At 68.5% G+C, this 21684-nt stretch carries 19 protein-coding genes; 9 read left to right on the plus strand and 10 right to left on the minus strand.

The features are described from left to right. Positions 1 to 777, plus strand: coding sequence for a uracil-DNA glycosylase (locus tag U9J39_RS18840; RefSeq protein ID WP_115710969.1), 777 nt, complete (start codon positions 1 to 3; stop codon positions 775 to 777). 12 nt (positions 778 to 789) lie between these two features. Here U9J39_RS18840 and U9J39_RS18845 read toward each other — a convergent pair whose 3' ends face one another. Further along, positions 790 to 1068 carry an acylphosphatase gene (locus tag U9J39_RS18845; protein ID WP_115710971.1) on the minus strand — a complete coding sequence of 93 codons (279 nt, stop codon included), beginning with the start codon at positions 1066 to 1068 and terminating at the stop codon, positions 790 to 792. Between the two features lie 220 nt (positions 1069 to 1288). On the opposite strand from U9J39_RS18845, the gene U9J39_RS18850 reads away from it, so the two are divergent. Together U9J39_RS18850 and U9J39_RS18855 are read left to right on the plus strand one after the other, a co-directional pair. Next, a complete protein-coding gene (locus tag U9J39_RS18850; RefSeq protein ID WP_198036004.1) occupies positions 1289 to 3043 on the plus strand; it encodes an ABC transporter permease in 1755 nt (584 codons plus the stop codon). A gap of 7 nt (positions 3044 to 3050) precedes the next feature. Further along, positions 3051 to 4379, plus strand: coding sequence for an ABC transporter ATP-binding protein (locus tag U9J39_RS18855; RefSeq protein ID WP_326347753.1), 1329 nt, complete (start codon positions 3051 to 3053; stop codon positions 4377 to 4379). 67 nt (positions 4380 to 4446) lie between these two features. Here U9J39_RS18855 and U9J39_RS18860 read toward each other — a convergent pair whose 3' ends face one another. The 5 genes from U9J39_RS18860 to U9J39_RS18880 form a co-directional block, all read right to left on the minus strand. Next, positions 4447 to 6855, minus strand: coding sequence for an FUSC family protein (locus U9J39_RS18860; protein ID WP_326347754.1), 2409 nt, complete (start codon positions 6853 to 6855; stop codon positions 4447 to 4449). A 59-nt stretch (positions 6856 to 6914) separates the two neighbouring features. Further along, on the minus strand, positions 6915 to 8729 hold the full coding sequence (locus U9J39_RS18865) for a M61 family metallopeptidase (protein ID WP_115710977.1): 1815 nt from the start codon (positions 8727 to 8729) through the stop codon (positions 6915 to 6917). Positions 8730 to 8812: 83 nt separating this feature from the next. Then, positions 8813 to 9817, minus strand: a complete 1005-nt coding sequence (gene acuI / locus U9J39_RS18870; protein ID WP_115710979.1) for an acrylyl-CoA reductase (NADPH) — start codon at positions 9815 to 9817, stop codon at positions 8813 to 8815. A 112-nt stretch (positions 9818 to 9929) separates the two neighbouring features. Beyond that, complete coding sequence (locus U9J39_RS18875; protein WP_115710980.1) at positions 9930 to 10688, minus strand: DsbC family protein; 759 nt, start codon at positions 10686 to 10688, stop codon at positions 9930 to 9932. 58 nt (positions 10689 to 10746) lie between these two features. Continuing rightward, positions 10747 to 12036 (minus strand): UbiH/UbiF family hydroxylase, encoded by a 1290-nt coding sequence (locus tag U9J39_RS18880; protein WP_115710982.1) that lies wholly within the window; start codon positions 12034 to 12036, stop codon positions 10747 to 10749. Between the two features lie 259 nt (positions 12037 to 12295). On the opposite strand from U9J39_RS18880, the gene U9J39_RS18885 reads away from it, so the two are divergent. The 3 genes from U9J39_RS18885 (at position 12296) to U9J39_RS18895 (ending at position 14972) form a co-directional block, all read left to right on the plus strand. Further along, entirely contained in the window at positions 12296 to 12541 is a 246-nt protein-coding gene (locus tag U9J39_RS18885; protein WP_115681238.1) for a hypothetical protein, read from the plus strand. Positions 12542 to 12824: 283 nt separating this feature from the next. Next, positions 12825 to 13916 carry a redox-regulated ATPase YchF gene (gene ychF, locus U9J39_RS18890; protein ID WP_115705000.1) on the plus strand — a complete coding sequence of 364 codons (1092 nt, stop codon included), beginning with the start codon at positions 12825 to 12827 and terminating at the stop codon, positions 13914 to 13916. A 414-nt stretch (positions 13917 to 14330) separates the two neighbouring features. Continuing rightward, positions 14331 to 14972 (plus strand): LysE family translocator, encoded by a 642-nt coding sequence (locus tag U9J39_RS18895; protein ID WP_326347756.1) that lies wholly within the window; start codon positions 14331 to 14333, stop codon positions 14970 to 14972. 38 nt (positions 14973 to 15010) lie between these two features. Here the strand turns inward: U9J39_RS18895 and U9J39_RS18900 are convergent, their stop codons facing one another. From U9J39_RS18900 to U9J39_RS18910, 3 genes are read right to left on the minus strand one after another with little or no spacing between them, the layout of a single operon-like run. After that, positions 15011 to 15508 carry a GDYXXLXY domain-containing protein gene (locus tag U9J39_RS18900; protein WP_326347757.1) on the minus strand — a complete coding sequence of 166 codons (498 nt, stop codon included), beginning with the start codon at positions 15506 to 15508 and terminating at the stop codon, positions 15011 to 15013. Continuing rightward, positions 15505 to 16620, minus strand: a complete 1116-nt coding sequence (locus U9J39_RS18905; RefSeq protein WP_326347758.1) for a DUF4401 domain-containing protein — start codon at positions 16618 to 16620, stop codon at positions 15505 to 15507. The genes U9J39_RS18900 and U9J39_RS18905 overlap by 4 nt, the downstream gene beginning before the upstream one ends. Next, positions 16617 to 17663, minus strand: a complete 1047-nt coding sequence (locus tag U9J39_RS18910) for a DUF2157 domain-containing protein (protein WP_326347760.1) — start codon at positions 17661 to 17663, stop codon at positions 16617 to 16619. Before U9J39_RS18910 ends, U9J39_RS18905 begins: the two co-directional genes overlap by 4 nt. Positions 17664 to 17817: 154 nt before the next feature. Between U9J39_RS18910 and U9J39_RS18915 the strand changes: the two genes are divergently transcribed. Then, positions 17818 to 18585: a 5'-methylthioadenosine/adenosylhomocysteine nucleosidase gene (locus tag U9J39_RS18915; protein WP_115705009.1), complete on the plus strand. Its 768-nt coding sequence runs from the start codon at positions 17818 to 17820 to the stop codon at positions 18583 to 18585. Positions 18586 to 18657: 72 nt separating this feature from the next. On the opposite strand, the gene U9J39_RS18920 is transcribed toward U9J39_RS18915, so the two are convergent. Continuing rightward, a complete protein-coding gene (locus tag U9J39_RS18920) occupies positions 18658 to 18903 on the minus strand; it encodes a hypothetical protein (RefSeq protein WP_115710994.1) in 246 nt (81 codons plus the stop codon). Positions 18904 to 19070: 167 nt separating this feature from the next. On the opposite strand from U9J39_RS18920, the gene hemA reads away from it, so the two are divergent. Both hemA and prfA read left to right on the plus strand, forming a co-directional pair. Beyond that, positions 19071 to 20375: a glutamyl-tRNA reductase gene (hemA, locus tag U9J39_RS18925; protein WP_115710996.1), complete on the plus strand. Its 1305-nt coding sequence runs from the start codon at positions 19071 to 19073 to the stop codon at positions 20373 to 20375. Positions 20376 to 20468: 93 nt separating this feature from the next. Next, complete coding sequence (gene prfA / locus U9J39_RS18930; RefSeq protein WP_092317999.1) at positions 20469 to 21551, plus strand: peptide chain release factor 1; 1083 nt, start codon at positions 20469 to 20471, stop codon at positions 21549 to 21551. Positions 21552 to 21684: the final 133 nt, after the last annotated feature.

A 21684-nucleotide genomic window follows, 5' to 3' on the forward strand; every position in this document is an offset into this window, starting at 1 on the left:
ATGCAAGCCGATCTCTTTGCCGCCGACGCGCCCCGCGCCCCCGGCGAACCCTCTCCCGCCGCCAGCCTGCAAGCGCAGGCCGATGCCTTGCCCGCCGCCTGGCGCGCCTTGCTCGAGCCCTGCATCGCCGTGCCGGCGTGGCGCGAGCTGGCAGCCTTCGTCGACGGCGAACGCGCCGCCGGCAAGCCGGTGTTCCCGCACCATGTCTTCCACGCGCTGCACCTGACGCCGCCCGACGCGGTCAAGGTTGTGATCCTGGGCCAGGATCCCTACCACGGCACCGGCACGGTTGGCGGCGTGGAGCAGCCGCAGGCGCACGGGCTCGCCTTCTCGGTGCCGGAAGGCATCAAGGTGCCGCCCAGCCTGCGCAACATCTTCAAGGAGATCGCCGCGGAATTCGGCGCCGACGGCAACTGCCCGCCGCGCACTTCCGGCAACCTGGAAGGCTGGGCGCGCCAGGGCGTGCTGCTGCTCAACACCGTGCTGACGGTCGAGCAGGGCCAGGCCGCCAGCCATGCACGGCGCGGCTGGGAAGCCGTCACCGATTGCCTGATCCAGCACCTCGCCGCGAGCCGGCCAAACCTGGTGTTCATGCTGTGGGGCAGCCATGCGCAGGCCAAGAAGCCGCTGCTAGGCGCCGGCCACTGCGTGCTGGAAGCGCCGCACCCGTCGCCGTTGTCGGCGCACCGGGGCTTCCTCGGCTGCGGCCACTTTCGCGAAGCCAACCGCTGGTTGGAAACGCACGGCCGCACGGCGATCGACTGGACCGCCGCCTAGCGCAGCGCACCGTTAGACCGTCGGCCGGAACTCGAAGCCGGCAAACTCCCCTTCCCCGCGCCCGACCTCGACAAACGCAACCTGCGCCGCCGGCGGGCCGGTTTCCATCCACGCCTGCAGCGCTTCCAGCTGCTTGACCGTGCCGTGCGCCATCACCTCGACGGTGCCGTCGGCCCGGTTGCGCACCCAGCCGCCCAGCCCGAGTTCGTCCGCCGCGTCGGCGCAGGCGGCGCGATAGCCCACGCCCTGCACGCGCCCATGCGCGACCAGGTGCCAGGTTGCCTTGTTCATGGCCGTTTCCCCGTGAGCGCACGCGACGCGTGCGCGTTCTGTCATCGACACCAAGTAAACTAGACCGCCATGCCGGGCGTTACCAGGGGATGCGCGCCGCCCGGCGTGATCAGCATGAAGCCGGCGGCATGCAGGCTTTGCCGTTGTCCGCCGGGGCCGCGAACCAGAGGCAGGCCACAAGCCTTCGTCCTCCAAGCTCGATACAGCCCGAGAAGCGCCCATGATGCCACCCGCCGACCGCAACGGGGCCCCGCCCGCCCCTGGCTTTGACAGCCAGCTCCTGCGCGCCCCGCCCAACCGCTTCGACCTGGCGTTGCTGCCGATCATCCTGGCCGTGATCGTGATGATCGCGTTCGCCGCGCAGCAGATGAACGTCCCGTTCCGGCCCGACCAGCCGCTGGCGGTGCACCTGGACGTGGCCTACCTGCCCTACTACCTGATGCGCACCAGCGTGCGCATGCTGGCCGCGCTGGCGGCGTCGCTGCTGTTCTCGCTGGCCTTCGCCGCGCTGGCGTCGAAGAGCCGCACCGCCGAGAAAGTGCTGGTGCCCGCGCTGGATATCCTGCAGTCGATCCCGGTGCTGGGCTTTCTTTCCATCACCGTGACCGGCTTCATCGCCCTCTTTCCGGGCAACCTGGCCGGCGTGGAGTGCGCGGCGATCTTTGCCATCTTCACCTCGCAGGCCTGGAACATGGCGTTCAGCCTGTACCAGTCGTTCCGCACCATTCCGGGCGACCTGCTCGAGGCCGCGGCGATGTTCCGGCTGTCGCCGTGGCAGCGCTTCTGGCGGCTGGAAGTGCCTTACGCCATGCCGGGGCTGCTGTGGAACATGATGATGTCGATGTCGGGCGGCTGGTTCTTCGTGGTCGCGTCCGAGGCCATCTCGGTGTCGGGCCACGATATCCGGCTGCCCGGCATCGGCTCCTATATCGCGCTGGCGATCCAGCAGCAGGACCTGGCCGCGATCGGCTGGGCCATCGTGGCGATGCTGGTCGGCATCCTGCTGTACGACCAGCTGCTGTTCCGCCCGCTGGTGGCCTGGGCCGACCGCTTTCGCTTCGAGACCCTGGCGCAGGACAAGCTGCCGCAGTCGTGGCTGCTGGACCTGCTGCGCCGCTCGGCGTGGGTGGGAGCGCTGCTGGCGCAGGCCGCGGCGCTGGCCGCGCGCACGCTGGCGTGGGGCGCGCGCTCGCGCATGCCGGCAGCGGCCCGCCCGGTCGATCCGCGCCGGGCGTCATGGCTGGGCCGCGCGCGCGACACGGCGATCGTGCTGGTCGCGCTGGCCGCGCTGCTGCGCGTGGGCTATTTCGTGCATAGCGAGGTGGGCTGGGCCGAGGTCCTCCATGTGCTGTGGCTGGGCACGCTGACCATGGCGCGGGTGATCGTGCTGATTGCGCTGGCGGCGCTGGTTTGGGTGCCGATCGGCATCCGCATCGGCGTGAACCCGGACCTGGCGCGCATCGCCCAACCGATCGCGCAGTTCCTGGCGGCGTTTCCGGCGAACCTGATGTTCCCGCTGGCGGTGATGCTGATCGCGCGCTTCGGGCTGAATCCGGAGATCTGGTTGAGCCCGCTGCTGATTTTCGGCACCCAGTGGTACATCCTGTTCAACGTGGTCGCGGGGGCTTCCGGCATTCCCACCGAACTGAAGCTCGCCGCGCGTAATTTCGGCCTGCGTGGCTGGCTGCTGTGGAAGCGCTTCCTGATCCCAGCGGTATTCCCGAGCCTGCTGACCGGGCTGGTGACGGCCGCCGGCGGCTCATGGAACGCGAGCATCGTGTCCGAGTACGTGACCTGGGGCGACCGCACCATCGTTGCCACCGGCCTCGGCAGCTATATCGCCGAGACCACCGCGCGCGGCGACTTCCCGCGCATTGCGCTGGGCATAGTCGTGATGGCGCTGTTCGTGGTCGGCTTCAACCGGCTGCTGTGGAACCGCCTGTATCAACTCGCGCAAGAGCGCACCCGCTTGTAAGGCAACGATGGCAGAGAACATTGCACCCACCACCGCCCCCGCCGTGATCGAGCTGCGCGGCGTCGGCAAGATCTTCCGCACCGCCAGCCAGAGCGACCGCGCCGTGCTCGAAGGCGTGGACCTGACCCTGCGCGCGGGCGAGATCGTCGCTATGCTGGGCAAGTCCGGCTCGGGCAAGTCCACGCTGCTGCGCATCATGGCAGGGCTGGTCGGCGCCGACCGCGGCGAGGTGCGATTCCGCGGCCAGCGCCTGGCCGGCACCGCCGAAGGCATCGCCATGGTGTTCCAGTCGTTCGCGCTGTTTCCGTGGCTGACGGTACAGCAGAACGTCGAGCTGGGACTTGAGGCGCAGGGCGTGCCCAGGACCGAGCGCGAACGCCGCGCGGAAGCCGCGATCGACATGATCGGCCTGGCCGGCTTCAACAGCGCGCTGCCGCGCGAGCTGTCGGGCGGCATGCGCCAGCGCGTGGGCATTGCGCGCGCGCTGGTGACCGAGCCCGACCTGCTGCTGATGGATGAAGCGTTCTCGGCGCTGGACGTGCTGACCGGCGAGACCCTGCGCGACGAGATGCTGGCGCTGTGGGCAAGCGGGCGCGCCAATATCCGCAGCATCCTGATCGTTTCGCACAATATCGAGGAAGCAGTGATGATGGCCGACCGCATCGTGATCCTGTCGAGCGACCCGGGCCGCATCCGCGCCGAAGTGCCAGTGGCGCTGCCGCGCCCGCGCAACCGCGACAGCGCGCAGGTGCGCGCGCTGGTCGACCAGCTCTACGCGCTGATGACCGCCCCGGCGGCCGAAGCGCGCGTGCCCGCGCCCGCGCGCGAGATCGGCTACCGGCTGCCGGACGCCGACATCAGCCAGATGGAAGCCATCCTCGACCTGCTGTGCGAAGCCCCGTTCCAGGGCCGCGCCGACCTGCCGCACCTGGCCGACAAGGCCGGCCTGACCGACGACGAACTGCTGCCGGCCTGCGAAGCGCTGCAGCTGGTGCAGCTGGTGTCGATCGAGGCCGGCGACATCGCCGCCACCGACGCCGGCCGCGCCTATTACGCCGCCGGGCCGCAGCAGCGCAAGGCCATCTTCGGCCGGCAACTGCTTGCCAACGTCGCGCTGGCCGCGCATGTGCGCCGCGAACTGGTGGCGAGCGAAGCCGGCGAGATCCGCGAGGAACAGGTGCTTGAGGAACTGGAGCAATTCCTCAAGCCGGCGGAGGCCGAACGCGTGCTGAGCGTGGCGATCGGTTGGGGGCGGTACGGGGAGATCTTCGAGTACAGCTATCACAGCGGGATGCTGACGTTGCCGGAGGATGAGGGGGCGGGGCACGGCGTTTGATCTTGCTGCTGGTTTTCTCCCCTCTCCCGCGAGCGGGAGAGGGGAGAAAACGATCGGTTCCGGATCTCTACGACCGCGCCCGCATCGCCCGCCCGATCGCTCCGGTGCGCAGCGCAATCTTGGCCGCGTCCTCGCGCAGCGCGCGCAGCCGGCGCTCCAGCACCGCGTTGGCGGGGCGGCCGGTGGAGCTTGACGTCACCCCTGCCTGTTCGCTCGACTCGCCCGCCGCGGCGGCCTGCACCAGCGTGTCGGTGCGGCGCTTGTCGGCGGAATCGGCCAGGCGCGCGCGGCGTTCCGCGGCGGCGTCTTCCTCGGCTTCGGCCGCTTCGGGCGTGACGGTTTCGACGACCTGATCAGGGGTCGCTTCAGCCAGCGCTTCCGGCGCCGCCTCGACTGCCGCCGCAACCGGCTTGTCGGCTTCCACCGGGACGGCCTCCTTGCGCTCCGCCGGCGCCTTGCGGATGAAGCCTGCGCCGCGGCCGCCGCCGCGCTCGTCGGCGTGCAGCCGTTCGCTGGCCACCTGCAGGCTGTGGCTGGCGGCCTCGGTGGCCTGCTCGATCGCGGCCTCGGCGGCCGGGATATCGAGCTCATCGTAGTGCTGGCGCACCTGGATGCGCGCGGCGGCCACGTGCGCGGCCACCAGGTAGTTCTGCACGATGAAGCGGTTCAGGTTGTCGACCGCGCGATGCCGGCTCCTGGGCTCGTCCAGCATGCGCTGGAACGATGAGATCAGCGCCGACAGGTTGTCCATGAACTGCTTGCGCTGCACGCGGTAGGCAAAGTCATCCTTGGCCCGGCGCAGCAGCAGGTCGCGCGTGGCGGCGATATAGCGGCGGTTGGCCTGCAGCACGGCCTCGACCAGCTTGGGGATGGCGCGGTACTCCCAGCTCGGCAGCACGAAGCTGAACAGCGACGCGATGATGCCGCCGATCACCGTATCCACCAGCCGCTCGCCCGCCACGGTGGGACTGTTCGGCATCAGCAGGTGGATCTGGATCAGCACCTGGATGCAGGCGGCGATCGCGGTGTAGCGGTATTTGATGGTGACGAAGGCGGCGCTGGCCACCAGCGACAGGAACAGCACGCCCAGCAGGATCAGCGGCTGGTGCACCACCTTCAGGATCGCGACCGAGACCACGCAGCCGATCAGCGTGCCGATCACGCGGTCGTTGTAGCGCTGCTTGGTCATGCTGAAGTTGGGCTTCAGGATCACGATGATGGTCAGCAGGATCCAGTAGCTGTGCGACACATAAGGCAGGCGCTCGGCAATCCACAGGCCCAGCGCCACCGCCATCGACACCCGCAGCGCAAAGCGGAACGCCGGCGAAGTCCACTTCAGGTTGTCGCGCAGCACGCTCAGCTCGTACTTCTGGCGCGTCAGGAACGGCGTCATGTCGGAGCCGGGCAGCACCTTGGCCGGTTCCACCGGCGTGCGCGAGGCCTCGTGCAGCTGGCCGATCAGCGTGATCGCGCCGCGCATCATGTCGAGCGTCTCGACCAGCGCCGTCATCGCCGCCGGGTTGATATGGTGGTGGCGCAGCTGCGCGATCTCGGCCTCGACCGCGCGCAGGCCAGGGCGGTATTCCACCGTGGCGTACGAGCCGCGCCCGCGCGTGACCTCGTAGGCGATCTCTTCGACGTCCTTGCACATCTGCATCACCAGCCCGCGCAGGTGGTCCAGCACCGGCGTGCCGGCGAAGGTCTGGCGCAGCATCGGATAGTCGGTGTTGGTCGACAGGATGTACTCGTACAGGTCGAGCATGCGCAGGTGCACCTGCACCAGCAGCCCATCGTGGGGGGTGCGGTTGCCGCGCAGCACCAGGTCGCGCGCGGCCTGCTGGCGCTCGGCCACCACGATCTGCTGGCGCACCAGCTGGTTGAACTGGGCCTCGAAGTCATTGCCGGCGTCGTAGAAGCCGGCCTTGATTTCAAGGTAGCCCGCCAGCTCGTACAGCGATTCGGCCAGCACCTGCTGCCGGGTGCGGCGCTCGGTGACCCAGCTCACCAGCATCGCGTAACCAAGATAGGCGACCGCACCGACGCTGAACAGCACCGCATGTTCCAGCGCGCGCCGCACCAGGAAGTCTTCGTTGATCGTGAGCGTCATCACGAACAGTGCGGCGAACTGCAGCGGCAGCGTCTTGTTGCCGTACACCGTCATCATGCCGGCCATGAACGTCACCAGCACCAGCAGGAACGGCATCACGCGCGGGAACGGCGTGGCCAGCGCCACCACCAGCGTGACCACGCTGCACAGCAGCACGCTGGCCAGCATCTCGTTGAACTTGTGGTTCAGCGGGCTCGGCAGGTCCATCAGGCTGGTGCACAGCGCGCCCATCGACACCACCATGGCGGTGGGCAGGTCGCTGAAATGCAGCGCGATCAGGGTCGCGCCGATCACGCCCGTGGCCGAGCGCAGCCCCCGGTACACATAGTGCGAATACAGGAAGGTGCGGGGATCGTGCGCGTATTGCATGCAGCGGGGGCGGTGGACAGCGGTGGCGTGGTCTGGTGTCGCGGCGAAAGAAGACTAGCTCACTGGCCCAGCCAGCGCGAGCGCGCCGCATGCCGCCCGCCCTCCGCCTTGAGCTTGAACTGCGCCGCCGGCTCGCGCGCCAGCGTCACCGGCAGCGCCTGCAGCTCGTCGCGGCGGAAGGCGTGCAGCTCGATGCGGTCGCCGGGGCGGTAGCGCGCCAGCAGCTTGTCGAGCTGGCCCGGCGCCATGCGCACGCCGTCGACGGCAACCAGCAGGTCGCCTGCGGACAGCCCTGCGGCCTGCGCGGCGCCGCCGTCGAGCACCTGGGTCACGCGCACCCAGCCGTCTTCGGTCTTGACCTTGATCCCCAGCGCGGCGGTGCGCGCCGGTTTCTGCGCCTCGGCCTTGATTCCGAACGCCTTGAACAGCGGCGGCAGCGGCAACTCGCCGGTGCCTTCGGTCAGCGCACGCAGCAGCGGCCCCATGCGCAGGCCCGTGACTTCATCGAACAGCGCATGGACCTCGGCCTCGGTCACGCCGCGCTGCACCGCGTCCGGCGCATAAAAGCCACGGCCATAGCTGCGCCACAGCGCGCGCATGACATCGTCGAGCGAGCGCCGCCCGCGGGTCTTGTCGCGGATGGTCAGGTCCAGCGCCAGCGCCACCAGCGCGCCCTTGGTGTAGTAGCTGACAATGGCGTTGGGCGCATTCTCGTCCTGGCGGTAGTACTTGGTCCAGGCATCGAACGAGCTTTCGGCCACGCTCTGCTTGGTGCGGCCGTTGCCGCGCAGCACGCCGTTCCAGGTCTTGGCCAGCATCTCGACATACTGCGCCTCGGTGACGCAGCCCGAGCGCACCAGCACCAGGTCGTCGTAGTAGCTGGTAAAGCCCTCGAACAGCCACAGCAGCGGCGTGTAGGTTTCCTGCGCCAGCCGGTAAGGCACGAATGCGGCCGGCTTGATGCGCTTGACGTTCCAGGTGTGGAAATACTCGTGGCTGCACAGCCCGAGGAAGGTGCGGTAGCCCTCGCTGGTTTCGCTGTTGCCGCGCACTGGCAGGTCGTTGCGCGAGCAGATCAGCGCGGTGCTGGCGCGATGCTCCAGGCCGCCGTAGCCATCGCTGGTGACCATGGTCATGAACACGTAGCGGCGGTTGCTGTCCAGGAACGGCGCCTGCGCGGTGCGCGGCTCGAACAGCCGGATCTGGGTCTCGCAGATGCGCTTCAGGTCGCGGCACACGCGCTCGAGATCCAGTTGCGGCACGCGCCCGGTGAAGACCACGTCGTGCTGCGCGCCGCAGGCGCGGAAACTGGCCAGCTGGAAGGTGCCCATCTCGACCGGGTGGTCGACCAGTTCGTCGTAGTCGGCCACCAGGTAGCGGCCGAAGCCATAGCGCTTGGCCCCGTCGCGTCCCGGCGCCTCGCGCATGGCGGTGGCCACGCGCCAGTCGCGGTAGGCCTCGCCCGCGGGCGCGTGGATGTCGACGGTGCAGGGCCGCTCGGCCTGCCCCTCCACGCACAGGAACACCGAGCTGCCGTTGAAGAAGCCGTGGGTGGTGTCCAGGTGCGCGGCGCGCACCGACAGGTCCCAGGCGTAGACCTCGTAGCTGAGCGTCAGCGGGCCGTCGGCCAGGGCGACGGGCGCGGCCTGCCAGCGCTGCTTGTCGAGCTTGCTCAGCCTGACCTCGCGCCCGCCCGCGTCGGCGCGGATGCGCACGATATTGCGCGCGAAGTCCCGGATCATGTAGCTGCCGGGAATCCACGCCGGCAGCGAGAAACACTGCCCGGCCGGATCGGGCTCGCTCACGGTGACGGTAACGGCAAACAGGTGCGCTTCAGGCTGAAGCGGGGCGATGGCGTAGCGGATCGGCGTCATGGGCAGGATTGTAACGTCGGCGCTGCATGCAGCGCCGACGCGGGGAGGCGCGGGGGAAGGCCGGCAAAGCGGCCTGGTGCTGCTCAGCCGCGATTCACATCCACCACCACGCGCCCGCGCATGGCGCCTTCCATGATCTTGCGGCCGGCGTCGATGGCTTCGCCCAGGCCGATCTCGCGCGTCAGCGCATTGAGCCGGTCCGGCTCCAGGTCGCTGGCCAGGCGCTGCCAGGCCTGTTCGCGCAGCGGCATCGCCGCCATCACGCTGTCGATGCCATGCAGCGTGATGCCGCGCAGGATGAAGGGCGCCACCGAGCCCGGGAAGTCCAGCCCCTGCGCCAGCCCGCACGCCGTCACCACGCCGCCGTAGCGCACCTGCGCACAGGCATTGACCAGCGTGTGCGAGCCGACCGAATCGATCACCGCGGCCCAGCGTTCCTTCTGCAGCGGCTTGCCGGGCACGCCCAGCTCGGCGCGGTCGATCACGTCGTCGGCGCCCAGCGCCTTCAGGAAATCCGCCTCGCGCGTCTTGCCGGTGGAAGCCACCACCTGGTAGCCCAGCTTGCTCAGCAGCGCGATCGCCACCGAACCGACCCCGCCCGAGGCCCCGGTCACCAGCACCTCGCCGTCGCCGGGGCGCACCGGGCCGTTGACGCCGCCGCGCTCCAGCGCCAGCACCGACAGCATCGCGGTATAGCCCGCGGTGCCGATCGCCATGGCCTGGCGCGTGGTGAAGGCGGCGGGCAGCGGCACCAGCCAGTCGCCCTTCAGGCGCGCGCGCTGCGCCAGGCAGCCCCAGTGGGTCTCGCCCACGCCGTACCCGTTCAGCACCACCTTGTCGCCGGCCTTCCAGCGCGGGTGCGCGGACTCAAGCACCGTGCCGGCACCATCGATGCCCGCCACCATCGGCCACTTGCGCACCACCGGCGAGCGCCCGGTGATGGCCAGGCCGTCCTTGAAGTTGATGGTGGAGTAATCGACGGCAACCAGCACGTCGCCATCGGCCGGTAACTGGGCTTCGTCGAGGGTGGCCAGGTTGGCCTGGGTGGCGCCGTCGGCCTGGGTCAGCAGCACTGCCTGGAAAGTCATGGTGTCTCCTTGGTCGCCTGGCGGCGATCGCATGCAATGAGGGGAAAGGCAGAAAGCACAACGGCCGGACAGGTCCGGCCGTCGCTCGAGCCGGGACAGGTCCGGCGCACGTTTATTTCTTGATGCTGGCGAGCTTGCGTTCCAGCGTGGCGACGTCCGCCGCGCCGGGGATGCGGGTGCCGTCGGTGAAGAACACCGCCGGAGTGCCGGTCACGTTCATGCTGTGGCCCAAGGCCAGGTTCTCTTCCAGCGGCGTCTTGCAGCTGCCGTTGCCGGTCAGCGCCACCTGCTTGAGCATCCAGTCGCGCCAGGCCTTGGTGCGGTCGGCCGCGCACCAGACCTGTTTCGACTTGGTCTCCGAATCCGGCGACAGCACCGGGTACAGGAAGGTGTACACGGTGATGTTGTCCATCTGCTGGAAGGTCTGCTCGATGCGCTTGCAGTAGCCACAATTGGGATCGGAGAACACCGCGATCTGGCGGCTGCCATCGCCCTTGGACCACTTGATCGCGCGCGCCAGCGGCAGGTCCGACCACTTGATGCGGTTGATCTCGGCCAGCCGCTCCTCGGTCAGGTTGGTGCCGGTGCGGGTATCGATCATCTCGCCGTTCAGGATGTAGCGGCCGGTGGCATCGGTGTACACCACCTGGCCGCCGATATTGGCTTCGAACAGGCCCGGCACCGGGGTCTTGCCGACGCTCTTCACTTCGGCGCGGCCGCCCAGCATCTTCTGCAGCGACTCCTTGATGCGGTCGGTGCCGGGCTCGCCCGCCGCCATGGCGTGCAGCGCAAAGCCGGCCGCGGCCAGCCCGCCGGCGATGGCGGTGAGCGTGGCGTAGAGGGCGGGACGGCGGCGCAGGGATGGGAACATGTGGACTCCAGGGGATTCGGTAAGGGGGCGTACGGGGGAGCGGACAGTGCGTGCGAACCTAGCCGAGCGCGCGCCCGATCAGCAAGCGCTTGAGCAGCGTCTGTCCGCCGACCGCGCGCATGCCGGTATTGCGCACCACCCGCGCCACGCTGCCCGGCAGCGAGAACAGCCGGTGCAGCCCGTCGGTGGCGGCGGTCAGCGACAACAGGTCGGTGGCGCGCGCGCGCTCGTAGCGGCGCAGCAGGCGCAGGTCGCCTTCGCTGCGGAAAGGTTCTTTGTCGGCCATCACGCGCCCAAGTTCCGCGACGTCGCGCAGGCCCAGGTTCATGCCCTGGCCGGCCAGCGGATGCACCACGTGGGCGGCGTCGCCTACCAGCGCCACGTGCGGCTGCACGAACTGGTCGGCACGCTGCAGCACCAGCGGGAAGCCCTGCGCAGAGGTCACGCAGCGCAGCGTGCCGAACTGCGCCCCGACCGCGCCGCTGGCGCCCTGCATCACCGTGGCGGCCAGCGCCTCGGGCGACAGCGCCAGCAGTTCGCGCGCGTGGGCCTCGTCGGCGGACCAGACCATCGACACATGGTTGTCCGGCAGCGGCAGCATGGCCAGCACCTCGCCGTTGGCGGGCTCCTCGTCGGCCATCAGCTTTTCCGGCGCGCCCAGGAACCACTGCCAGGCGGTTTCATGGTGCGGCCGCTCGCACGCAAAATTGGCGACCACGCCAAGCTGGCGGTACTTGCGCGTGCTGACGCCGATATGGCATTGCTGGCGCAGCCACGAGCGCGCGCCGTCGGCGCCGATCGCCAGCGCGGTGCGCACCTTGCCGCCGTTGTCCAGCGTCAGGGTGATGCCGTCGGGGTCGCGCTCGCACACGCTGGCGGTGCCGTCGTGCCACGTCACCTGGTGCTGGAAGCCGAGCGCGGTGTCGAGCGCGCGCTCGACCAGCCGCGACTCGATGATCCAAGCCAGCTGCGGCACCGCCGCGGCATACGCGGAAAAATGCAGGTCGCCGTCGAAGCTGGGCGAGGTCTCGGCGGCGCTGACGTCGCCGAACACGCGCATGTCGCGCACCGGCTGGATCCGCGCCGGGTCCAGCGCCTCCCACACGCGCATGCGTTCGAGCAGCGCTTGCGAGCTGGCGGAGAAGGCGTAGATGCGGCTGTCCCAGTCATCCGGCCCGGCGCTGGCGGCGGCGCGCGCCGGCTTCGGCGCGATCAGCGCGACGTCCATGCCCTGCTGGGCCAGCAGCAGCGCGCAGGACTTGCCGACGATGCCGCCACCGACGACGGCAACCTGGAAAGCGGAAGATTTGCGCGCGGCAGGTCGCGCGGACGCGTGGGATCGGGTCATGGCTGGATTATAGCCACGTCACTCCGAAGCCCCGTCCAAGCCGGTCCGCCCGTGCGAAAGTGGCCCGCCCAGCGCATCGGACACATACGGGCAACCCTCCGACAGTACCCATCTGGTTGGCCCGATCCTTATATCCGCAGGTCATAAGCCTTAGAACAAAACAATAGGATGGGCCTTGCCGCCCGCGGATGGGCTCGGGCCTATATTGAAACGAAATGTTTCTGGCCGGGGAACTCACCACCTGAAGGGAGGTGGACCAATGATTAAACAATCACTATTGATTGCCGTCGCTGCCGCTGGAGCCATGGGCACGGCATTCGGGGGTACCGGTCCTCGCGACGTCTACACGGATGGCGCGAAGGTTTCGAAGTTTGATGTCTACACCGACGGCGCGCGTACGCGCGACAGCTTCACCGATGGCGCACGAACCGTGGACCAGCGCGACATGTTTACCGACGGCGCGAAGACCACGGACATGCGGGACGGATTTGCCGACGGCGCCTGATCGCTACCCTGACGATCTGGCACCAGTCCACGATGCACGGCCAAGGCTGACCCCTTGGCCGTCTTGTTTGCCAGGCCGCCCTGTCACTCCACCGTGCCCTGCCCCCAAAAGGTTACAATTGCGGTTTTCCGTGGCAAAGGCGTGCAACCTCGCCGAGCCCGCGCGATGTGATGTCTTTGTCTCGTCCCGAAGCCCTCCCCTGGCGGCAGCGCGCGATCCGCGCCCGCGACGGCTGCGCGGACCCGGTGGCATCACGCAACCCATTGATTCCGAAGACCAAACCATGAGCCTCCAATGCGGCATCGTCGGCCTGCCCAACGTCGGCAAGTCCACGCTGTTCAATGCCCTGACCAAGGCCGGCATCGCCGCCGAAAACTATCCCTTCTGCACCATCGAGCCCAATGTGGGCGTGGTCGAGGTGCCGGATCCGAGGCTCGCGAAGCTGGCCGAGATCGTCAAGCCGGAGCGCATCCTGCCGGCCACGGTCGAGTTCGTCGACATCGCCGGCCTGGTGGCGGGCGCCTCCAAGGGTGAAGGCCTGGGCAACCAGTTCCTGGCCAATATCCGCGAATGCGATGCCATCACCCACGTGGTGCGCTGCTTCGAGGACGACAACGTGATCCACGTGGCCGGCCGTGTGGACCCGCTGTCGGATATCGAAGTCATCAACACCGAACTGGCGCTGGCCGACCTGGCCACCGTCGAGAAGGCGCTGGCGCGCTACGTCAAGCCGGCCCGCGCCGGCGACAAGGAAGCCCAGCGCCTGGTCGCCGTGCTGGAAAAGGCCCAGTCCGTGCTGGACCAGGCCAAGGCCGTGCGCACCCTGGACCTGGCGCCCGAAGAGTGGGATGCGATCCGCCCGTTCTGCCTGATCACCGCCAAGCCAACCATGTACGTGGCCAACGTGCGCGAGGATGGTTTCGACAACAACCCGCACCTGGACGCGGTGCGCGAATACGCCAAGCAGACCGATTCCCCCGTGGTCGCCGTCTGCGCCGCCATCGAAGCCGAGATCGCCGACCTCGACGACGCCGACAAGGCGGAGTTCCTGGCCGACCTGGGCATGGAAGAACCCGGCCTGGACCGTGTGATCCGTGCCGGCTTCAAGCTGCTCGGCCTGCAGACCTACTTCACCGCCGGCGTCAAGGAAGTGCGCGCCTGGACCATCCACGTCGGCGACACCGCCCCCAAGGCAGCCGGCGTGATCCACACCGATTTCGAACGCGGCTTTATCCGCGCGCAGACCATCGCCTATGAAGACTTCATCAGCTTCAAGGGCGAGACCGGCGCGAAGGAAGCCGGCAAGATGCGGGCGGAAGGGAAGGAGTATGTGGTGAAGGATGGGGATGTGATGAACTTCTTGTTCAACGTCTAAGCCAAAGCTGTTGATTCGGGATGTCTCACGACATCTCGAAACCAACCAAAAGCCCAGCAACTGCTGGGCTTTTTTTCCTCACGGCAGCGGCACAGTCACATCCCAAGCAAGTTCGGAAATTTCAGTACTGCTTTGGGGACTCATCTCACATTCATTTCCTTCTGCGCTGTCCAGCATGAGTGTCGGCGGACAATGGGACCGCCATCCTGTATGCGGCCAACTAATTTCGCTCGTAAAAATCACGCCCAGCGAGTGCGCTATTAAGAAGTTGCCGAGACACTGCGAGTGCAGCCAACCCTGGCGTTGCTTATGAGAGCACAACTCCAAGACCTTCTCCCCGGCCACAAGCCGGGGAAGAATGACTGATGAACAGCGTGACGCCGACCTGAGCCAGGTCGATAGAAAGGACTATCCATGCCTGTAGAGCTAACTGCATTCAATGGCGTTCTGGGGCTCGTGCTGACCTCCGCTGTGCTGATCGCCGTGCCAGGCCCGAGCATCATGTTCCTTGTCGGGCAAACGATAGCAGTGGGACGGAGAAATGCGTTACGGGGTGTGATCGGCAATGCGATCGGGACCTATTGTGTTGCTGTGATCGTAGCGATGGGAATCGGCTCGCTGCTGATGCGCTCCGACCATGTCTTGATTTTCATTCGACTGCTAGGTGCCGTAGTCTTGCTAGGCATCGGCTTTCAATATTTGCTCTTTTCCAGACCTATGCTGGTAGGAGGAAAAAGCAATCCCCAAAAGAGCCAGCAATCATTGGTTGCAGGAATCATCGTGGGCTCGACCAATCCAAAAGCACTGATTATGTTTGGCTCGATAGTCCCCAGCTTTATGGGCGACGGGGCGGAAAGTCCGATCGCCTACTTGCTAGTTTTTTCACTGATACCGATTGGCCTGGGACTGGTCATAGATGCGGCGTGGGTCGCCGCCGCTCATGTCGCGAGTTCGAGCACATTATTCAGCGGGAAAAGGCTAAGGCTCTTCAACATCATTGGGGGCGGATTGATGATTTCGATGGCCATTCTGCTAGCAGCGGAAGCCCTGCATTGACGAGTGCATTCAAATTTGATGCGACAGGACAGGGGACTTTACAACTTCTCCATCCCCTTCCCCCGCAACCCCACCAGCAGCGCCTGCCCGTCCGCCCCCACGCGAAACTCCCCATACTCGGCCTGCGCGAACCGCTCGCCCTGCCCCTCCTGGAAGAAATACGCATCGGTCGACACCTGCACCTGCATGCCGCCCCAGCGCGAGCGCGCGGTCTGGTAGCGCAGCAGTTGCTCGCCCGGCGCCAGCGGCTCGGCGCCGTGCACGCGCACGAAGCTGGCAATGCCCTGTTCATTGCGGCGGATCACGGCGACGCCGTCGCGCGGCACTTGGGCGTCCTGAGCCCGGGCGGCGCGGATCTGGTTGCCGATGTCGAAGTTCAGCGCCATGTAGTCGCCCTGCATCAGCGAGCGCGGATCGACCGGCGCGAGCCTGAGGAAGACGACGTCGCCGTGCGCCAGCAGGCGCTCCTTGCCGGCGATGCCGACGGCGGCCAGCGCCAGCGTCAGCGCCCAGGCGATCAGGATCCAGCGTTTCATGCGGCCTCCATCTGTGCGCGGCGCAGCAGCCAGTAGCGGCCGGCGAGCAGCAGGGCGCCGGCGGCGGCGAGGGTGGCCGACTTGGCAAGCAGAGTCCAGTGCAGCGCCGAGTAGTACCAGATAAAGCCGATCGCGATGCTGGTGACGCCCAGCCCCAGCCACGGCATCGACGCCCGCCGCAGCCCCAGCCCCAGCGCGAGTACGCCGGCCACGACCGCGGGTGCCGCTGCCATCAGCGCGCCGAACGCGACCAGGCCGCCCGGCACGGCGCCCTGCATGGCCTGGCCGAGCCCCAGGCGGCGGCATTCAACCAGCGCGAAGCCGGCCAGCATCACCGTGAGCAGTCCGCCCGCGGCCCAGTGCGCCAGCGGGATGCGCGCCGCTTCCGGCCCCTCCAGCCAGGCCAGCGGGTGGCTCATGCCGGTAACGACCAGCGCCGCCGCCAGCGTGAACAGCAGCGTCGCGTCGGCCAGCGGTTCCAGCAGCGCATGGCGGCCGTCCGCGCACAGGCGCGCCTCGGCCAGCGTGAAGCCGGCCGCCAGGGCAGCGCCGAGCGGCACCAGCCAGCCGAGCGACCAGGTCAGCAACAGCCAGTCCTCCGGCTTGCCGCCGGCCATGGCGAGATGCACCGCGCCGGCCAGCCCGATCCACGCGCCCAGCCCGCACAGCAGCCGGTGCAGCCGGTTGGGCACGAGCCAGGCCAGCGCGGCCTCGAACAGCGCCAGTGCGGCCCAGAAGCCGGCACTCTCGGCCACGCGCGTGAAGCCCAGCGCCTCGGTCAGGCCGAACACGGCCATGCCCTGCCCGCTCAGGCTGACCGCCAGCGCGAACTGCCCAGCGGCGATGCCACCGCCGCGCCAGTACAGCAACGCGGCCAGCGCAATCATGGCCAGCCCGGTGACGGCCATCGCCACGCCGTTCTCGCGCGCGGCAACGAACACGGTGCCGACCAGGAAGAACTGGAAGAACAAGGCGCCCAGCCAGCCCGCCGCGCCCATCAGGCAGCGCACCGCCCACGGCGTGTGGGGATGCGCGGGCGGCTCGCCCTGTACCTCGCCGCGTGCGGCGAGCTGCTGCCAGAGCCGTTGCTCGGTCTGCAATACGTTGCTCATGCCTGCTCCAGCTGGCTGCGCCAGGCCCGCATCAGCCACGCGGCCGCGGCGGCGGCCAGGCCGATGGTCAGCAGGCCAAGCAGCAGGAAGGCGCCGAAATCGTCCTTGCCCTCGAACAGCACCTTGGCAATGGCCGCGACGGCCAGCACGATGCCGGTCAGGCAGGCCAGGCTCAGTACCACGATGTCGAAGGCATGCCAGCGGAACCACCAGACCAGCGCGGCCAGCGCCAGCACCGCCAGCGCGAAGGCGGCGCCGTCGAAGTCGCTGCGCAGCAGGCTGGCCAGCCCGAGCGAGCCGGCATGCAGGCACGCCAGCGCCGCCAGCATGCGGCCGCCGGTCAGCCCGCGGAAGCCGAGCGCAGGCGCCTGTGCGCACAGCAGCTGCCACAGCGCCAGCTGCAGCGCCACCGCGCCCAGCAAGGCCAGCGTGGCGGTGCGCACGTGACGCGAATCGAACAGCAGCGAGAACACGCCGTCGACGCCGAAGCGGAGGCTGAAGTACCGCAGCAGCGCAAGGTTGCCGACCACGATCACCAGCCACCAGTGCGGCGCCGCGCGCGCCGCCAGCGCCCACGGTAGCGCCAGCAGCGCCCACAGCGCGAACAGTTGCCAGGGGTCGGCGCCGGTCTGGTAGGTCTGGCCGATCACCGCCAGCAGCACGCCCGCCACCACCTGCGCGCCGCCCAGCGCGGCCCGGCCGACGGCATCGCCCGCCGGGCGCAGCCAGGCAAGGCCGGCCAGCAGCGTGATCGCGCCGGCCAGCAGGCCGAACTTGGAAAACTTGTGCAGGTCCTGCCAGTTGAAGGCAAAGAACACGATGACGCCGGCGCACAGCAGCGCTGTGCCAAGCGCCATCAGCGCGGTATCGAGCCAGCGGCGCCAGTCCGCGGCGTCCGGTTCGGTGCGCGCCCACGGCGCCGCCACCGCCGCCGGCGCGAGGCGGCCCAGCGCGCGCCAGTGGGCCAGCGCCTGGCGGATGGCGCGCCGCTCGCCAACGGCTTCTTGGTCCGGGCCATTTGCTCCGATGCGGGTTGCTTGCATGCTCGCCCTTGCGTGCTGGAATGACGGCGACTTTAGCAAAGTGATACCTGGGCCGCACCTGTTGCGTGGGAGGGGGCGTGCGCTCGCGCTCCATCCAGGCCCGGCCTGCGCGGGCCGGGTATGCTGTGGCCCTTGTCCAAGTTGCCCACGCCCCATGACCCTCGGAATCCTTGCCGCCATCCACGATGAAGTCGATGGCCTTGTCGCCGCCATGCGCCATGACGACAGCCGCGCCACCGTACGCACCATCGGCATGCGCGACTACTACAGCGGCCATTTGTACGGGCAGCCGTGCGTGCTGGTGCTGGCGCGCATGGGCAAGGTGGCTGCGTCGGCCACCACGGTCACGCTGATCCGCGAGCTGGGCGCCACGCAGATCGTCTTTACCGGCCTGGCCGGCGGCATCGGCGCGGCCACGCAGGTGGGCGACATCGTCATCGCCGATCGCACCCTGCAGCATGACCTGGACGCGCGCCCGTTCTTCGGCCGCCATGAAGTGCCGCTGCTGGAGCGCGCCGAATTCCCGGCCGATGCGGCGCTGACGGCCGAGCTGCATGCCGCCGCGGCAGATTTCCTGCGCGACGACCTGGCCGTCGACGTGCCGCGCGCGGTGCGCGAGAAGTTTGGCGTCGCGGCGCCGACCCTGCACCGGGGCATGATCGCCAGCGGCGACCAGTTCATCGGCTCGCCCGCCGCGGTGGCGGAGTTGCGCGAGCGGCTGCCCGGCCTGCTGGCGGTAGAAATGGAAGGCGCGGCGGTGGCGCAGGTCTGCCATGAATATGGCGTGCCTTACGCGGTGATGCGGACCATCTCGGACCGCGCCGACGACACCGCGCATGTGGATTTCTCGGCATTCCTGACCGACGTGGCCAGCCACTATTCCAGCGGGGTGCTGCGCCGCCTGCTGGCCGCGAGGGCCTGACGCCAGGCAAGGCGGCAGACTGACCGGGATCAAGCCGCGTGCAGATTCCTGACCGGAAAGTCGGTTCAGTATTTACCGTCCGCGCGGCCGCACCGTGCCCCAGAAGCCCACCAGCAGCGCCGACCCGGCGATCACCGCGAGCCAGCTGCTGAGCTGGCCGTCGACAAACCAATGCAGCGCGCGGCCGGTGTAGAAAGCCGCCGCCGCGCCCGCCGCGCCCAGCACCAGCGCGGCCGGGAGGGTCACCACGCGCCCTGCCGGGTGCAGCCGGCGTGCCGCCAGTCCGACCAGCAAACCCACGATCAAGGTGCCCAGCATCCGCTTCTCCTGTGTTGTCCGCATCACAGCCGGCAACCGGCCGCGGCGTAACGATACTGCAATCCGTTGCCCCTGCCACCTACCGCGGCGGGCGACTGCAATGATCGGTCCCGGCGGTATAATGACATCCGGTCCGGCCGCGCTCCGGGCCACACCAGTCCCCAACAATGCAACTGCTCGCGATCGGCATCAATCACACCACGGCACCCGTCTCGCTGCGCGAGCGGGTGGCGTTTCCGCTCGAGCAGATCAAGCCGGCGCTGGGGGCCCTGCGCTCCCACCTGTCGGGGCGCAGCGGCACCGAAGCCGCGATCCTGTCCACCTGCAACCGCACCGAGATCTACTGCGCGACCGACGTGCTGACGCCGGGCACGGATGGCTTCGAGCACACCCTGCGCTGGCTGTCGCAGCACCACAACGTGCCCGCCGGCGAACTGGCCCCGCACCTGTACGCGCTGCCGCAGTCCGAAGCCGTGCGCCACGCCTTCCGCGTGGCCAGCGGGCTGGATTCGATGGTGCTGGGCGAGACCCAGATCCTGGGCCAGCTCAAGGACGCGGTGCGCACCGCCGGCGAAGCCGGCTCGCTCGGCACGTACCTGAACCAGCTGTTCCAGCGCACCTTCGCGGTGGCCAAGGAAGTGCGCGGGCAGACCGAGATCGGCGCGCATTCGGTGTCGATGGCCGCGGCCGCGGTGCGGCTGGCACAGCGGATCTTTGAAAGCGTCTCGACCCAGCGCGTGCTGTTTATCGGCGCGGGCGAGATGATCGAGCTGTGCGCCACCCACTTTGCCGCGCAGCAGCCGCGCCAGATCGTGGTGGCCAACCGCACCGTGGAACGTGGCGAAAAGCTGGCCGAGCAGCTCAGCGGCCAGGGCCTGACGGCCAACGCGATCCGCCTGTCGGAACTGGGCGAACGCCTGCATGAGTTCGACATCGTGGTGTCGTGCACCGCCAGCTCGCTGCCGATCATCGGCCTGGGCGCGGTGGAGCGCGCGGTCAAGCGCCGCAAGCACCGCCCCATCATGATGGTCGACCTGGCCGTGCCGCGCGACGTCGAGCCCGAAGTCGCGCGCCTGGACGACGTCTTCCTCTATACCGTCGACGACCTCGGCGCGGTCGTGCGCGAAGGCAACGCCCTGCGCCAGGCCGCGGTGGCGCAGGCCGAAGCCATCATCGAAAGCCGCGTGCAGAACTTCATGCACTGGCTGGAAACCCGCAGCGTGGTGCCGGTCATCCGCGAACTGCAGAGCAGCGGCGAAGCCATCCGCCAGGCCGAACTGGAGCGCGCGCGCCGCATGCTGGCGCGCGGCGACGATCCGCAGGCCGTGCTCGAGGCGCTCTCCGGCGCGCTCACGCGCAAGTTCCTGCACGGCCCCACGCACGCGCTCAACCACACCCAGGGCGAGGACCGCGAGGCGCTGCTGCGCCTGGTGCCGGGCCTGTTCCGCCACAGCAGCCACTCCGAGCGCTAGCCGCGCTCGCCTTGCCGGCGCCCCGCGCCCGGCACGCCTTCGCCGCCGCCATCGCACGCGCGGCCCGGCCCACCCCATTCCCTGTCCGCCCCGATGAAAGCCAGCATGCTTGCCAAGCTCGACCAACTGGCCGAGCGACTCGACGAAGTCAACGCCCTGCTCGCGCGCGAAGACGCGACCGCCAATATCGACCAGTACCGCAAGCTCAGCCGCGAACATGCGGAGCTGTCGCCCGTGGCCGAGCAATACGGCCAGTACCGGCAGGCCCAGGACGACCTCGCCACCGCGCAGGCCCTGCTCGACGATCCGGAGATGAAGGATTTTGCCGCCGACGAGATCGCCGCCGCGCGCGACCGGCTCGAAGCGCTGCAGGCCAGCCTGCAGCGCCTGCTTTTGCCCAGGGACCCGAACGACGACCGCAACCTGCTGCTCGAAATCCGCGCCGGCACCGGCGGCGAGGAGAGCGCGCTGTTCGCCGCCGATCTGCTGCGGATGTACACGCGCTATGCCGAACGGCAGCGCTGGCAGGTCGAGGTCATGAGCGAATCGGAATCAGACCTGGGCGGCTACAAGGAAGTGATCATCCGGATCGCCGGCGATGCCGCGTTTTCGCGGCTGAAGTTCGAATCGGGCGGACATCGCGTTCAGCGCGTGCCCGCGACCGAGGCGCAGGGCCGCATCCATACCTCCGCCTGCACGGTTGCCGTGATGCCCGAAGCAGACGAGGTCGGCGAGGTCGAGATCAACCCGGCCGACCTGCGCATCGACACCTTCCGCGCCTCCGGCGCGGGCGGCCAGCACGTCAACAAGACCGATTCCGCGGTACGACTGACCCACCTGCCCACCGGCATCGTGGTCGAGTGCCAGGACGACCGCAGCCAGCACCGCAACAAGGACAAGGCGATGAAGGTGCTCGCCGCCCGCATCAAGGACATGCAGGCGCGCGCCGCGCAGGCGCGCGAGGCCAGCACCCGGCGCAACCTGATCGGCTCGGGCGACCGCAGCGACCGCATCCGCACCTACAACTTCCCGCAGGGCCGCGTGACCGACCACCGCATCAACCTGACGCTGTACAAGATCGACATGATCATGGACGGCGACATGGACGAGCTGCTGTCGGCGCTGTCCGCCGAGCATCAGGCGGACCAGCTGGCGGCGCTGGGCGAAGACGCCTGAGCGCGCCTTTATGACACCCAGTCGATGCTTCGGCGATGAACAACGCGTAAAGTCGCCTATGTCTTTGTATCTGTTGTAAATGCTTGAAACAGCACTGGCGGGGGTAAAGTCGCTGTCTATAATCGATTTCGAC

It is taken from the genome of Cupriavidus sp. SS-3 (assembly GCF_035818815.1).
Classification (GTDB): Bacteria; Pseudomonadota; Gammaproteobacteria; order Burkholderiales; family Burkholderiaceae; genus Cupriavidus; species Cupriavidus taiwanensis_C.